This window comes from Cupriavidus sp. FW216-B1, assembly GCF_058789195.1.
On record NZ_JBYTEL010000009.1, the window covers coordinates 10,276 to 24,433 of the forward strand.

The 14,158-nt window shown below is 68.9% G+C and carries 10 protein-coding genes and 1 pseudogene; 5 read left to right on the forward strand and 6 right to left on the reverse strand.

Annotated features, from left to right (window positions below; translation table 11 throughout):
- Window positions 1–1,006 (reverse strand): annotated as a pseudogene (locus AC3WXD_RS19395) (D-2-hydroxyacid dehydrogenase family protein); the annotation flags it as partial.
- 657 nt (window positions 1,007–1,663) lie between these two features.
- Between AC3WXD_RS19395 and AC3WXD_RS19400 the strand changes: the two are divergent.
- Window positions 1,664–3,520: a phosphoenolpyruvate carboxykinase (GTP) gene (locus AC3WXD_RS19400; protein ID WP_492324475.1), complete on the forward strand. Its 1,857-nt coding sequence runs from the start codon at window positions 1,664–1,666 to the stop codon at window positions 3,518–3,520.
- Window positions 3,521–3,568: 48 nt separating this feature from the next.
- Here the strand turns inward: AC3WXD_RS19400 and AC3WXD_RS19405 are convergent, their stop codons facing one another.
- On the reverse strand, window positions 3,569–4,231 hold the full coding sequence (locus AC3WXD_RS19405) for a response regulator (protein WP_020206273.1): 663 nt from the start codon (window positions 4,229–4,231) through the stop codon (window positions 3,569–3,571).
- Complete coding sequence (locus AC3WXD_RS19410) at window positions 4,228–5,628, reverse strand: cache domain-containing protein (protein WP_492324476.1); 1,401 nt, start codon at window positions 5,626–5,628, stop codon at window positions 4,228–4,230. Before AC3WXD_RS19410 ends, AC3WXD_RS19405 begins: the two co-directional genes overlap by 4 nt.
- Before the next feature lie 454 nt (window positions 5,629–6,082).
- On the opposite strand from AC3WXD_RS19410, the gene AC3WXD_RS19415 reads away from it, so the two are divergent.
- From AC3WXD_RS19415 to AC3WXD_RS19425, 3 genes are all read left to right on the forward strand, one after another.
- Window positions 6,083–8,155, forward strand: coding sequence for a carbon starvation CstA family protein (locus AC3WXD_RS19415; RefSeq protein WP_020206271.1), 2,073 nt, complete (start codon window positions 6,083–6,085; stop codon window positions 8,153–8,155).
- 40 nt (window positions 8,156–8,195) lie between these two features.
- Entirely contained in the window at window positions 8,196–8,390 is a 195-nt protein-coding gene (locus tag AC3WXD_RS19420) for a YbdD/YjiX family protein (RefSeq protein ID WP_020206270.1), read from the forward strand.
- Between the two features lie 218 nt (window positions 8,391–8,608).
- Window positions 8,609–9,046 carry a hypothetical protein gene (locus AC3WXD_RS19425; protein WP_059410947.1) on the forward strand — a complete coding sequence of 146 codons (438 nt, stop codon included), beginning with the start codon at window positions 8,609–8,611 and terminating at the stop codon, window positions 9,044–9,046.
- Window positions 9,047–9,391: 345 nt separating this feature from the next.
- On the opposite strand, the gene AC3WXD_RS19430 is transcribed toward AC3WXD_RS19425, so the two are convergent.
- Window positions 9,392–9,652, reverse strand: coding sequence for a hypothetical protein (locus AC3WXD_RS19430; RefSeq protein ID WP_020206581.1), 261 nt, complete (start codon window positions 9,650–9,652; stop codon window positions 9,392–9,394).
- Window positions 9,653–9,844: 192 nt separating this feature from the next.
- Between AC3WXD_RS19430 and AC3WXD_RS19435 the strand changes: the two genes are divergently transcribed.
- Window positions 9,845–10,750: a LysR family transcriptional regulator gene (locus AC3WXD_RS19435; RefSeq protein ID WP_454732401.1), complete on the forward strand. Its 906-nt coding sequence runs from the start codon at window positions 9,845–9,847 to the stop codon at window positions 10,748–10,750.
- Window positions 10,751–10,867: 117 nt separating this feature from the next.
- On the opposite strand, the gene AC3WXD_RS19440 is transcribed toward AC3WXD_RS19435, so the two are convergent.
- Window positions 10,868–13,555, reverse strand: a complete 2,688-nt coding sequence (locus AC3WXD_RS19440) for a DNA topoisomerase III (RefSeq protein ID WP_059410946.1) — start codon at window positions 13,553–13,555, stop codon at window positions 10,868–10,870.
- A gap of 154 nt (window positions 13,556–13,709) precedes the next feature.
- Window positions 13,710–14,114 carry a thioredoxin family protein gene (locus AC3WXD_RS19445; RefSeq protein WP_020206584.1) on the reverse strand — a complete coding sequence of 135 codons (405 nt, stop codon included), beginning with the start codon at window positions 14,112–14,114 and terminating at the stop codon, window positions 13,710–13,712.
- Window positions 14,115–14,158: the final 44 nt, after the last annotated feature.

Genomic DNA, 14,158 nt, shown 5'->3' on the forward strand with positions numbered 1-14,158 from the left:
ACAGCGCGTGCTTGAGTGTCTTGGGGTTGGCGATGCTGTCGTGCTGGCCGGCCACCACGTCGAGGATGTTCTGGAAGGCGATGCGGAAATACAGCTCGTAGCTCTCGCGCTCCACGTAGCCCAGGTGCGGCGTGCAGATGCAGTTTTCCATGCGCAGCAGCGCGTGGCCCTGCAGGATCGGCTCGGACTCGAACACGTCGACCGCCGCCATGCCGGGGCGGCCGCGGTTGAGCGCGGTCAGCAGGGCGTTTTCCTCGACCAGCTCGGCGCGGCTGGTGTTGACGAACAGCGCGGTCGGCTTCATGCGGGTCAGATCGGCCAGCTTGACCAGCCCGCGGGTCTCGTCGTTCAGGCGCAGGTGCAGCGACAGCACGTCGCTGTCGGCGAACAGTTGCTCCTGCGACCCGGCGACGGCCAGGCCATCCTCGCGCGCGCTTTTCTGCGAGTTCTCGCGGCCCCACACCAGCACGTTCATGCCGAACGCGCGGCCGTAGCCGGCCAGCAGCTTGCCGATCTTGCCGTAGCCCCAGATGCCCAGGGTCTGCCCGCGCAGCACCTGGCCCAGGCCGAAGTTGGGCGGCATGGTGGTGGACTTGAGCCCGGACTGCTGCCAGGCGCCGTGCTTGAGGCTGGCCACGTACTGGGGAATGCGGCGCTGGGCCGCCATGATCAGCGCCCAGGTGAGCTCGGCCGGCGCCACCGGCGAGCCGGCGCCTTCGAGCACCGCCACGCCGCGCTCGGTGCACGCCTCGATGTCGATGTGCCCGCCGGCGCGCCCGGTCTGGCTGATGATCTTGAGCTTGGGCAGCTTCTCCAGCAGCTGGCGGGTGATGCGCGAGCGCTCGCGGATCAGCACCACGGCCTCCACGTCCGACAGCCGCGCCGCGAGCTGGCCGACGCCCTTGACGGTGTTGTTGAACACCTTGACGTCATGCCCGTCGAGCAGGCTGAAGCAGGACAGCTTGCGAACCGCATCCTGGTAATCGTCGAGTACGGCAATCTTCATCGGCAACTCTATTTTGGCAATGGCTAAGGTGCGCGCGCCCACAGACCGGCGCGCGCATCCACGGTATGGTTTTAGCACCTGCGGCGCGCCGCCGCAGCCGCCCCGGCGTACGGCGCAGCCACTTTGGCGAGCGGCAAATGTGCGCTGCCGGACAGTCCGGCGGCGCGCCGCGGCAAGGCGCCGGCATTGCTGCGGAGCAAAAAACAGCAGCGCGGTGCAATGGTATCCTTGCCGGCTCCGATGCAGTGTGCGGATTGCCGGTCGAGCCCTGCCCCCGCCTTCCGGACCCCGCCGGACAAAGCCTGCCGCGGGCAAAGCGCAACTGTAGCGCAGCCGCGGGGCCTGCCGCGACCTTTCGCGGCCTTTTCCGCGGCCCGGACGGCCGTGGAGTTGTAACGGGATGTGACGGGTGCCGGCGCGCCGCCGATGCCGGCAATGCCGCCGCGGCGCGGAACCCGCGCCCGGACGCGGCGGTCTGCCCTGCATGGGCTGCCGCCGGCCATGTGGCATGGAAGGCGCGAGGAACGCGGAAGACACAGAGGGCGCCGCAAAGAGCGCGAGGAGCGCGGAAGGCGCGGAAGGCGCGAGAGACGCGGAAGGCGCGCAGGCGGGGCCCGGGCTTTGCAAAGAATTCTTTTTTGCCTTGGAGCAAGCTGTATGAACCACCCCACCATGCAGGGCACGCCCGCACTCAACGTCCCGGCCTGGATCCGGCACCAGAAGCTGATCGCCTGGGTCGCCGAGATCGCCGCGCTGACCAAACCCGACCACATCCACTGGTGCGACGGCTCGCAGGAGGAATACGACCGCCTGTGCGAGCAGATGGTCGCCGCCGGCACCATGAAGCGCCTGAACCCCGCCAGGCGCAAGAATTCCTTCCTGGCGCTGTCCGACCCGTCGGACGTGGCGCGCGTGGAGGACCGCACCTTCATCTGCTCGCAGAAGCAGGAAGACGCCGGCGCCACCAACAACTGGACCGCCCCGGCCGAGATGCGCCAGACGCTGGGCGGCCTGTTCGACGGCTGCATGCGCGGGCGCACGCTGTACGTGGTGCCGTTCTCGATGGGCCCGCTGGGCTCGCCGATCGCCCACATCGGCGTGGAGCTGTCTGATTCGCCCTACGTGGTCGCCAACATGCGCATCATGACCCGCATGGGCCGCGCCGTGTACGACGTGCTCGGCGCCGACGGCGCGTTCGTGCCGTGCGTGCACAGCGTGGGCAAGCCGCTGGCCGCCGGCGAGAAGGACGTGCCGTGGCCCTGCAACGCCACCAAGTACATCGTCCATTTCCCGGAAACGCGCGAGATCTGGTCCTATGGCTCGGGCTACGGCGGCAACGCGCTGCTGGGCAAGAAGTGCTTCGCGCTGCGGATCGCCTCGACGATGGGCCGCGACGAAGGCTGGCTGGCCGAGCACATGCTGATCCTCGGCGTGACCTCGCCCGAGGGCAAGAAGTACCACGTCGCGGCGGCGTTCCCGTCGGCCTGCGGCAAGACCAACTTCGCCATGCTGATCCCGCCCAAGGGCTTCGAGGGCTGGAAGGTCACCACCATCGGCGACGACATCGCCTGGATCAAGCCGGGCCAGGACGGCCGCCTGTACGCCATCAACCCGGAAGCCGGCTACTTCGGCGTGGCCCCGGGCACGAGCGAGAAGACCAACTACAACGCGATGGCGACGCTCAAGGAAAACGTCATCTTCACCAACGTGGCGCTGACCGACGACGGCGACGTGTGGTGGGAAGGCATGAGCAAGGAAGCGCCGGCTCACCTGATCGACTGGCAGGGCAAGGACTGGACCCCGGAGATCGCCAGGGCCACCGGCGCCAAGGCGGCGCACCCGAACGCGCGCTTCACCGCGCCGGCCGTGCAGTGCCCGTCGATCGACGAGAACTGGGACAACCCCGCCGGCGTGGCCATCGACGCCTTCATCTTCGGCGGCCGCCGCTCGACCACGGTGCCGCTCGTGACCGAGGCGCGCAACTGGACCGAGGGCGTCTACATGGCCGCCACGATGGGCTCGGAAACCACCGCCGCGGCCGCCGGCCAGCAGGGCGTGGTGCGCCGCGACCCGTTCGCCATGCTGCCGTTCTGCGGCTACAACATGAGCGACTACTTCGGCCACTGGCTGGCGCTGGGCAAGAAGCTCGAGGCCGCCGGCGCCCGCCTGCCGAAGATCTACTGCGTGAACTGGTTCCGCAAGGACGCCGACGGCAACTTCGTGTGGCCGGGCTTCGGCGAGAACATGCGCGTGCTGTCGTGGATGATCGACCGCGTGGAAGGGCGCGGCCAGGGCGCCGAGCACGTGTTCGGCACCTCGCCGCGCTACGGCGACCTGAACTGGAACGGCCTCGCCTTCAGCGAGGCGCAGTTCGAGCAGGTCACGTCGATCGACCATGCCGCGTGGCAGCAGGAGCTGGCGCTGCACGACGCGCTGTTCACGCAACTGCGGCACCACCTGCCGCAGGCGCTGATCGAGGCCAAGGAGGCGCTGGCCAAGCGCCTCGCGGCCTGAGCGACGCAAACGGCAACATGAGCCGGCGGCCGGCACCGCGCCGGTCGTCTACGCCGGGTTGCCGCCGCCGGCGTCGAGCTGCTCCACCGCGTACTTGACCAGCTCGGCGCGGCCTTCGATGCCGAGCTTGCGGCGCAGGTTCAGGCGGTGCGTCTCGATGGTGCGCACCGACACGCCGAGCGCGGCGGCGATGTCCTTGTTGGCCTGCCCGCGGCCGATGCAGTTGAGGATGTCGCGCTCGCGCGGCGTGAGCGCGTCGAGCGGCCCGGCGGACGGCGACTCCTCGGCCATGCGGCGGGCGATGCGGGCGCTGTAGAAGACGCGCCCGGCCAGCACCGCGCCGATGGCCGCCATCAGCTCGTCGGCCGGCGCGTCCTTGAGCACGTAGCCGCGCGCGCCGGCGCGGATGGCCTGGCGCACGTATTCGAGGTTGTCGTGCATCGACACCATCAGCACGGCGATTTCCGGGTAGTCGTCGTGCAGCGCGGCGGCCAGCGCGATGCCGCCCATGCCGCGCATGCCGATGTCGGTGATGACCAGTTCGGGCATCTGCTCGGGTCCGGCCTGCGCCAGCCAGGCCAGCGCGGCCTCGCCGTCGTCGGCCTCGCCGACCACGGTCAGCTCGGGCTGCAGGCCGAGCCGCATGCGCATGCCGTCGCGCACCAGCGCGTGATCGTCGATCAGCAGGATGCGGGCGGGGGCTTGGCTCATGATGCGGTCTTTCCTGGTACGTCCCGGGGTGGCGGGGCCGAGCGTACCACCGGCACGGCGGCGCGCAAACGGGTGGCGCCCGCGCGGGACTCGATCTCGAACTCCCCGCCCAGCGCGGCCACGCGCTCGCCGAGGTTGCGCAGGCCGATGCCGCGCTTGGGGTCGTGCTGCATGCGCGCCACGTCGAAGCCAGCGCCGTCGTCCTGCACCGTGAGGCGAGTGGCGTCGGCGTCGAAGTCCAGCGCCAGCGCCACGTGGCGCGCGTGCGCATGGCGCTCCACATTGGTCAGCGCTTCCTGGGCGATGCGGAACAGCGCGGTGGCCTGCTCGTCGGGCAGCTCGCGCGGCTTGCCGGTGCGCGTGACGGCAATGCGCAGGCCGCTGCCGTCCTGCATCTCGCGCGCGAGGTGCTCCAGCGCGGCATAGAGGCCGAGGTCGTCGAGCAGGGCCGGGCGCAGGTTGCGCGCCACGCGCCGCACTTCGTTGAACACGGTGTCCAGGCGCCCGAGCGCCGTGCCGAGCACGGGCGCCACGGTGGCGCCGTCGCCGGGCGCCAGCCGCAGGCGGTTGGCGGCGGTTTCCAGCAGCAGCTTGACCGACACCAGCAGCTGGCTGATGCCGTCGTGCAGCTCGCGCGACAGCCGCGCGCGCTCGTCTTCCTGCGACTGCACCACGCGCTGCGCGAGCTGGCGCAGCTTGGCGTCGGCCTCGCGGTGCTCGCTCACGTTGAGGGCCAGCCCGCTGGCGGCCACCAGCAGGATGCTGATGCCGGCGATCACGCCGATCCACGCCATCGTTTCGCGGATGTCGGTCTCGGCGCGCGCGTCGAGCTGGCGCAGCGTGCGCTCGACGTCATCCAGGTAGATGCCGGTGCCGAGCATCCAGTTCCACTGCGGCACCCCGACCACGTAGCCGAGCTTGGGCGCCATCTGCTGCGAGGACGGCTTCTTCCACATGTAGCGCACCGAGCCGCCGCCGGCGCGCGCGGCGGCGATCAGCTGCTGGATGGTGGGCTCGCCCTTGGGGTCGCGCAGGCTCCACAGGTCCTGCCCGACCAGCTCGGGCTGGCGCGGGTGCATCAGGTTGCGGCCCTGCATGTCGTAGAGGAAGAAATAGCCGTCGGGGCCGTAGTCCAGGCGCGCCAGCGCCTGCATGGCGGCGTCGCGCGTGACGGCGTCGTTGCGGCCCGAGCGCACCATCGGCGCGATCGCGCTCTGCGCCAGCTCGACGTAGTGGCGCAGCTCGGTTTCCTTGCTCTGCAGGTAGGCGGCCTCGACCAGCGCGCGCTCGTGGCGGGCCAGCTCGGTGGCCTGGTAGCGCACCGCCAGCGCGATGCCGAACATGGCGACGGCCAGCGGCGCGACGGCCAGCAGGAGGATCTTCTGACGGAGTTTCATCGGTGCCGGGGCAATGCTTGGGAGGTGCCTGGACGGCCTCGCGGCCATGTACCGGGGTAAACACGGATGCCGCGCAAGCGGCATCCGGCCGTGGATCTGCGTAGTACCACGCAGCCCCGCTGCGTAGTTCCGCGCTTGTGCCGCCAGTAACGGGTGTCAATACTACACGCCGGACGCGCGACGGCTGCCCCCAGCCCCCACGCATGCGTCCTGCGCAGCGGGTGCGGCGGGCGATCGGAGGATCTGCCGGCGGCATCGCCCGCCTGCGACGACCAGATCCGGAGCTTGCGAGACTTGCCGGGCGCCGACGAAAAACCTGGCAGGAGACAACCGCGCCATCCATCGTCAGCCCGCCGTCCCCGGCGTGCCGTCCACCCGGACGCCTCAGCCGCGCCATGCATGCCGGGCCTGCCGCCGCCGGCATTCCTACAAATGGTCTGAGGAGACCCTCATCATGAATCGCATCGGGCAACACCTGGTGTGGCTGGCCGTCGCCGTGCTCGGCGCCTTCGCCTTCGCCACCGTTGCACTGTCTCGCGGCGAAGCCGTCAGTGCCCTGTGGATCGTGGTCGCCGCGATCTGCATCTACCTGATCGCCTACCGCTACTACAGCAAGTTCATCGCCGACAAGGTCATGCAGCTCGACCCGCGGCGCATGACGCCGGCCTGGCGCCACAACGACGGCCTGGACTACGTGCCGACCAACAAGGCGGTGCTGTTCGGCCACCATTTCGCCGCCATCGCCGGCGCCGGCCCGCTGGTCGGCCCGGTGCTGGCCGCGCAGATGGGCTACATGCCCGGCATGCTGTGGATCCTGGCCGGCGTGGTGTTCGCCGGCGCGGTGCAGGACTTCATGGTGCTGTTCATCTCCACGCGCCGCGACGGCCGCTCGCTGGGCGACCTGATCAAGTCCGAGATGGGCACGGTGCCCGGCATGATCGCGCTGTTCGGCTGCTTCATGATCATGATCATCATCCTGGCGGTGCTGGCGCTGATCGTGGTGAAGGCGCTGGCGGGCTCGCCGTGGGGCACCTTCACCGTGGGCGTGACGATTCCCATCGCCGTCTTCATGGGCCTGTACACGCGCTACATCCGCCCGGGCCGCATCGGCGAGGTGTCGGTGATCGGCTTCGTGCTGCTGATGCTGGCCATCATCGGCGGCCAGTACGTGCATGAAAGCGCCGTGCTCGCGCCGCTGTTCACCTACGACGGCAAGGCGCTGACGTGGATGCTGATCGTCTACGGCTTCATCGCCGCGGTGCTGCCGGTGTGGCTGCTGCTGGCGCCGCGCGACTACCTCTCGACCTTCCTCAAGATCGGCACCATCATCGCGCTGGCCATCGGCATCCTGATCGTGGCGCCGGAGCTGAAGATGCCGGCGTTCACGCAGTTCGCGCAGGGCGGCGGGCCGGTGTGGTCGGGCAACCTGTTCCCGTTCCTGTTCATCACCATCGCCTGCGGCTCGGTGTCGGGCTTCCACGCGCTGATCTCCTCGGGCACCACGCCCAAGCTGCTGGAGAACGAGTCGCACATGCGCTTCATCGGCTACGGCGCGATGCTGGCCGAGTCCTTCGTCGCCATCATGGCGCTGGTGGCCGCCTCGGTGATCGAGCCGGGCGTGTACTTCGCCATGAACAGCCCGGCGGCCGTGATCGGCACCTCGCCGGAAGCGGTGGCGTCGGTGGTGTCGAGCTGGGGCTTCGTCATCACGCCGGACGTGCTGATCCAGACCGCCAAGGACGTCGGCGAGAACTCCATCATCTCGCGCGCCGGCGGCGCGCCCACGCTGGCCGTGGGCATCGCCCACATCCTGCACCAGGTGGTGGGCGGCCAGGCCATGATGGCCTTCTGGTATCACTTCGCCATCCTGTTCGAGGCGCTGTTCATCCTGACCGCGGTGGACGCCGGCACGCGCGCCGGGCGCTTCATGCTGCAGGACCTGCTGGGCAGCTTCGTGCCGGCCTTCCGCCGCACCGACTCGCTGCCGGCCAACCTGATCGCCACCGCGCTGTGCGTGGCGGCGTGGGGCTACTTCCTGTACCAGGGCGTGGTCGATCCGCTCGGCGGCATCAACACGCTGTGGCCGCTGTTCGGCATCTCCAACCAGATGCTGGCCGCGGTGGCGCTGGTGCTGGGCACCTGCGTGCTGGTCAAGATGAAGCGCGGCCAGTACGCCTGGGTCACGCTGGTGCCGACCGTGTGGCTGCTGATCTGCACGCTGACCGCCGGCTGGCAGAAGCTGTTCGACGCCGATCCCAAGGTCAGCTTCCTGACCCACGCCGGCAAGTTCAGCGACGCCATCGCCGCGGGCAAGGTGCTGGCGCCGGCCAAGTCGATGGAGCAGATGCACCGCATCGTGTTCAACGACTACCTCGACGCCGGGCTGTGCGCGCTGTTCATGTTCGTGGTGCTGTCGATCGTGTTCTACGGCTTCAAGACCGCGCTGGCTGCGCGCGCCGCGAGCCGCCCGACCGACCGCGAGACGCCGTTCGAGCCGCTGCCGGCTTCCGCCTCGGCGCAGCACTGAGTACGCCGGCACCGCCCGCGCACCGCAAAGGAGAATCGCCATGCTCGAACAACTCGGCACCGTGGGCCGCTACCTGGGCCAGTCGCTGCGCCTGATGGTGGGGCTGCCGGACTACCAGACCTATGTGGCGCACATGGAAAGCATCCACCCGGACCGCGCGCCCATGAGCTACGAGGAATTCTTCCGCGAGCGCCAGGAAGCGCGCTACGGCGGGGGGCAGGGCAAGTGCTGCTGAAGTGCTGCTGAAGCGCCGCATCGTGCCCGCCGGGGCGGGCGGTGCGGGCCGGCCGAAGTGATGCCTGAGGAGGGCCGCCGCGAGGCGGCCCTTTTGCCTTTCTGCAGCGGTTACAGGGCCTTACACGTGGTTACAGCAAGCGCGGGGCGACCTCTCTACACTTGCGGCAAAGCAGACCGGAACCGGTCAAGAAAACGATCAACTCAAGGAAGAAGAACATGTCTCGGCACACCGTTCGTCATTTCACCCTGGCCATCGCCCTGGCGGCATCCGCGCTGCCGGTATTCGCGGGCGATATGAACAATGCCCTCGGCGGCGCGCTCGGCGGCGTGGCCGGCGCGGCCGTGGGCGGCGCGGTCGGCGGCTCGACCGGCGCGGTGATCGGCGGCGCGGTCGGCGGCGGCGCCGGCGGCGCGGTCACCTCCAACCGCCGCGAGCGCACCGGCGCCATCATCGGCGGCGCGCTGGGCGGCGGCGCCGGCACCGCGGCCGGCAACGCGATGGGCGGGCGCACCGGCGGCCTGCTGGGCGCGGCCGTGGGCGGCGGCGCCGGCGCGGCGCTGGGCGGCAACGTGTCGCGCAGCAACTCCTACGACGACGAGCGCGGCCGCGGCGGCTACAAGCGCAAGCACAACAAGCGCCATCACCACGACTGAGCGGCGGCGCGGCGGCGACAGGACGAAAAACGGGCCCCGATGGGGCCCGTTTTTTCATGGCGTGATCATGGTGCGGAAGCGTCCGATGCCGGGCGCGGAAAAAACCGCCGGCAGGCGACCGCGCGAAGGCTATCATTCATCACTTGGAGGCGGCGCGGCGGCCATTGCGGAACCCGAAAGCAAACATGCCCGTACCGGCGCGGTACGGGCATGTTTACGGGAGAGGCGAGAGAGGCGGGGCCGGCGCGCTGCTGCGCGCCAACCCCGCCGGCCTGTGGAGACCAGCCGGGAACGACAACCGCCGCGGATGCCGCCAGACGCGGCACCGCCGGCGGGCAACCAGCCTCAGATGCCGTCGGTGAAGCTGTCGAACTTGCCGGCCTTGGCACCGTCGGTGAACGGGTCGAACTTGCCGAGCTTGGCGCCATCGGTGAACGGATCGACCTTGCCGACGCGGGCGCCGTCGGTAAAGCTGTCGAACTTGCCGGCCTTGGCGCCGTCGGTGAACGTATCGAACTTGCCGCTCTTGGCAAAGGCGGGGGCGGCCGAGAGAGCGGCGGCAAGCGCGGCGGCGGCAGCAAGCAGGGCGTAGCGTTGGGTTTTCATGACGATTCCTTTCCACAGGCAGGACGCCAAAGCCTCTTTCAGCAGCTTCGCTGCAATGCGGCATCCAATGACTCGATATTAGGCATTTCCCTCATATGAATAAATATCGTTGCGGGCAATGATTAGTTCTAGTTTTCACAATAAATATCCCACTATCCGTAAGAGTTCGCGGGCAAGACTGGAGACTATCTCATGGACCGGCTGCAATCGATGCGCGTCTTTTCCAAAGTGGTCGAGCTGGGCAGTTTTGCTCGTGCAGCGCAGCAACTGGAAATGTCCAATGCGGTGGTGACGCGCTACGTGGCCGACCTGGAAAGCCACCTGGGCACGCGGCTGCTCAACCGCACCACGCGCAGCCTGTCGCTGACCGATGCCGGCGAGACCTATCTCCAGCGCTGCCAGCAGATCCTCGAGGACGTGGAAGAAGCCGAGTCGGTGGTGACGGCGCGCAGCCAGTCGCTGTCCGGCACGCTGCGGCTGGTGACGCCGGTGATGTTCGGCCTGCACCTGCTGCCCGCGGCGATGATGCGTTTCCAGACCATGTACCCGGAGGTGGTGTTCGACGTGCAGCTCTCGGACCGCATCGTCGACATCGTGGAAGAGGGCCGCGACGTGGGCGTGGTGCTGTCGGACCTGGGACTGGGCTCGCACCTGGTGGCGCGGCCGATGCTGTCGGCGGAGATCATCCTGTGCGCGTCGCCGGCCTACCTGCGCCAGCACCCGCCGCTGCGCCACGCGCACGAGCTGACCAACCACCGCTGCATCGCGATGCGGATTCCCACGGTGGAGCACGAGTGGACGCTGTCGGGCCCGGAGGGCGAGGTGACGGTGCCGATCCGGCCCGGCCTGCTGTGCAGCAACGCCGAGCTGGCGCACCAGGCGGCGCTGGCCGACATGGGCGTGGCGATGCTGTCGTCGTACCTGGCGCGGCCCAATATCGAATCGGGGCGGCTGACCCACATCCTGCCGCAGTACCAGTTGCCGCGGCGCGACATCAGCGTGGTCTACCCGAGCCGCAAGTTCCTGCCGACCAAGGTGCGCGCGTTCATCGATTTCCTGCTCGAGGAGGGCATCGAGCGCAGCAAGGAACAGGGCTAGGGCTGACGACAAGGACCGACAACAGGGCTGGCGCCGGCGTGAAGGCGGACCCGGGCGGGCGGCGCGCCGCCGCGCCGCCTGGTCCGCCTGTCGCCGGTCAGCCTGCCGCCGGCGCGCTTACTCCTCGGCGTCGGCCGTAGCCTCGTCGCCGGCACGCGACTTGCCGGTGGCGCGCTTGGCCGCCGGCGCCTTGGCGGCGGCCTTCTTGGCGGCGGGCGCCTTCTTGGCCGGCACCTTGGCGGCCGGCTTGGCGGTCTTCTCCGCGGCCTGCGCCTCGTCGTCGCCGGCGCGCGCGGCCGCGCTCTTCGCGGCGGCGCCCTTGGCGGCCGGCTTGGCCCCGGCCTTGGGCTCGCGCGCCTCGAACTCGAAGCCGATCTTGCCGTCCGGCTGCTTGACCAGGAAGGCCTTGAAGTTGCGCCCGGTGCGCGAGGACTTGAAGCCGGTCAGCAGGTCGGTGCGGCCGGCGCCGAGCAGCTTGCCGATCTGCTCGCGCGAGATCTCCTGCTGCAGGATGATCTTGCCGGTGGTGAAATCGCAGGTCTTCGGGCTGGCCACGGCGTTCTCGCACACGTACTTCATGCCGTGCTCGTACACCGCGCCGGCGCACTTGGGACAGGCGCCGACCGATTCCTGGCCGCTGAAGTCGATCGGCTCGCCGTCGTTGTCGTCGTCGTTCTGTCCGAAGTCGAACTCCATCTTGTAGTGGCCTTCGTCGTCCTTGGACAGCTTGAGGATGGCGGCGAACGGGCGGCCCATCTTGCTGCGGAAACCCTGCAGCGGACCGATCTCCTTCTTGAGCAGCAGCTCTTCCACCTCGTCGATCTCGAACTGGCGCCCGCCCGGGATCTTGCTGATCGAGAAGTCGCACGCGGTGCAGGCAAAGCGGCGGTAGTTCTCCTTGACCTTGCTGCCGCACTGCGGGCACGGCGTGTGCAGCGTGGCGTAGTCGCCCGGGATGGTGTCGCTGTCGTATTCCTTGGCGCGCTTGACGATCTGCTGGGTCATCTGCGCGATCTCGCGCATGAACTCGTCGCGCTTGAGGCCGCCGCGCTCGATCTGCGACAGCTTGTGCTCCCACTCGCCGGTCAGCTCGGCCTGCGTGAGTTCCTGCACGCCCAGGCCGCGCAGCAGCGTCATGAGCTGGAAGGCCTTGGCGGTCGGGATCAGCTCGCGGCCTTCGCGCACCAGGTATTTTTCGGCCAGCAGGCCTTCGATGATGGCCGCGCGCGTGGCCGGCGTGCCCAGGCCCTTGCCGGCCATCGCCTCGCGCAGCGCGTCGTCGTCCACCAGCTTGCCGGCGCCTTCCATCGCGGACAGCAGCGTGGCTTCGTTGTAGCGCGCGGGCGGCTTGGTGGTCAGGCCGACGCTGTCGACCTTGTCGACCTTGACGCGCTCGTCCTTGGCCACCGCCACCAGGTTGGCCTCGGCGCCCTGGGCTTCGCGCCCGTAGACCACCAGCCAGCCCGGGTTGACCAGCACCTTGCCTTCGGTCTTGAAGTGATGGCCGGCGACCTCGGTCACGCGCGTCGTGACCAGGAACTCGGCCGCCGGGAAGAACACCGCCAGGAAGCGGCGCACCACCAGGTCGTACAGCTTCTGCTCGGGCTCCGACAGGTTCTTCGGCGCCTGCAGCGTGGGGATGATGGCGAAGTGGTCGCTGATCTTGCTGTTGTCGAAGATCTTCTTGTTAGGCTTGATCCAGCCGCTGGCCAGCACCTTCTTGGCGTGCGGCAGGTAGTTCGGCGAGCTCTCGGCGAGCATGTCCATGGTCTGCTTGACCGTGTCCATGTAGTCCTCGGGCAGCGCGCGCGCGTCGGTACGCGGATAGGTCAGCACCTTGTGCTTCTCGTACAGCGCCTGCGCCAGGCCGAGCGTGTTCTTGGCCGAGAAGCCGAAGCGCGAGTTGGCCTCGCGCTGCAGCGTGGTCAGGTCGAACAGCGCCGGCGACTGCTGCGTGGAGGGCTTGGATTCCTCGGTGACGGTGCCGGTCTTGTCGCGGCAGGCCGCGACGATACTCTTGGCCTCGGCCTCGCTCCACAGGCGCGAGTCGCGCGCCTCGGGATCGAACTCGTTCTTCTTGAACTTGGGATCGAACCAGCGGCCTTCGTACAGGCCCGCGGCGGCGATGAACTCGGCGCGCACTTCCCAGTAGTCGCGCGGCACGAACTTCTTGATCTTCTCCTCGCGCTCCACCACGATCGACAGCGTCGGCGTCTGCACGCGGCCCACGGTGGTCAGGAAGAAGCCGCCGCCCTTGCTGTTGAAGGCGGTCATGGCGCGCGTGCCGTTGATGCCGACCAGCCAGTCGGCCTCCGAGCGGCAGCGCGCGGCGTCGGCCAGCGGCAGCATGTCGGCGTCGTCGCGCAGGCGGGCGAAGCCGTCGCGGATGGCCTGCGGCGTCATCGACTGCAGCCACAGGCGCTGCACCGGCTGGCGGGCCTTGGCCTGCTGCTGGATCAGGCGGAAGATCAGCTCGCCCTCGCGCCCCGCGTCGCAGGCGTTGACCAGCGCGGTGACGTCCTTGCGCTTGATCAGGCGGTTGAGCACCTTGAGCCGGGACTCGGTCTTGGCGATCGGGCGCAGGTCGAAGTGCGGCGGGATCACCGGCAGGTTGGCGAAGCTCCACTTGCCGCGCTTGACCTCGTATTCGTCCGGGGCGGCGATTTCCACCAGGTGGCCGACGGCCGACGAAAGCACGTAATCGTCACTCTCGAAGTATTCGTCATGCTTGGTAAAGCCCCCGAGGGCACGGGCTATATCGGCCGCAACCGATGGCTTTTCCGCGATGATGAGGGCTTTTGACATGGATCGGTCCTTGCTGGCCGCTCGTCGGCGAGCCTGCGAATTGTTGCCACTGAAGGCTCTGCACTATATGTAAACAGCGAGCCGGGGGCTTTGAGGCGCCAATAATAAGCGCGGTTCCGACGGCGGTGCAAGCCGGCCACCGCCGCCGGCGCCTTCAAACGGTGCCGCCCCCGCCCCGCAGCCATGCCAGCACGTCCGGGATTTCGGCGCCCGCCGGCAGCGTCATGGCCGCGCCACGCGCCAGCATACGCTCGAGCACCTCGATGTGCGGCAGCAGCGTGCCGTAGAACTGCGGCGCGCCGCCGGCCGCCGGCTGCACCAGCACGGTCGGGAAATTCTCGATGTCGAGGTCGCCCAGCCGGTCGGCATGGGTCTCGATGTCGATCCAGACGAAGCAGTCGTCCGGGAAACGCGCCGCCAGCGCCTGCAGCGCCTCCAGGTAGTCCCGGCAGGTGCCGCACCAGGCAGCGCACAGGCAGGCCACCAGGCGGCCCTGCGCACGCGCTGCCAGCGCCTGGGCGAGCTCGCCCGCATTGTGCTCCGGAAAGTAAACGGTCATGGCAGCCTAAACATGAGCCTTTTCAGGCACGGGAATCGCTTGAT

What these genes read in the sequence shown, in the direction of transcription:
- AC3WXD_RS19400 (WP_492324475.1), top strand. Translation starts at nt 1,664, where the DNA reads ATGAACCACCCCACCATGCAGGGCACGCCCGCACTCAACGTCCCGGCC.
- AC3WXD_RS19405 (WP_020206273.1), bottom strand. Translation starts at nt 4,231, where the DNA reads ATGAGCCAAGCCCCCGCCCGCATCCTGCTGATCGACGATCACGCGCTG.
- AC3WXD_RS19410 (WP_492324476.1), bottom strand. Translation starts at nt 5,628, where the DNA reads ATGAAACTCCGTCAGAAGATCCTCCTGCTGGCCGTCGCGCCGCTGGCC.
- AC3WXD_RS19415 (WP_020206271.1), top strand. Translation starts at nt 6,083, where the DNA reads ATGAATCGCATCGGGCAACACCTGGTGTGGCTGGCCGTCGCCGTGCTC.
- AC3WXD_RS19420 (WP_020206270.1), top strand. Translation starts at nt 8,196, where the DNA reads ATGCTCGAACAACTCGGCACCGTGGGCCGCTACCTGGGCCAGTCGCTG.
- AC3WXD_RS19425 (WP_059410947.1), top strand. Translation starts at nt 8,609, where the DNA reads ATGTCTCGGCACACCGTTCGTCATTTCACCCTGGCCATCGCCCTGGCG.
- AC3WXD_RS19430 (WP_020206581.1), bottom strand. Translation starts at nt 9,652, where the DNA reads ATGAAAACCCAACGCTACGCCCTGCTTGCTGCCGCCGCCGCGCTTGCC.
- AC3WXD_RS19435 (WP_454732401.1), top strand. Translation starts at nt 9,845, where the DNA reads ATGGACCGGCTGCAATCGATGCGCGTCTTTTCCAAAGTGGTCGAGCTG.
- AC3WXD_RS19440 (WP_059410946.1), bottom strand. Translation starts at nt 13,555, where the DNA reads ATGTCAAAAGCCCTCATCATCGCGGAAAAGCCATCGGTTGCGGCCGAT.
- AC3WXD_RS19445 (WP_020206584.1), bottom strand. Translation starts at nt 14,114, where the DNA reads ATGACCGTTTACTTTCCGGAGCACAATGCGGGCGAGCTCGCCCAGGCG.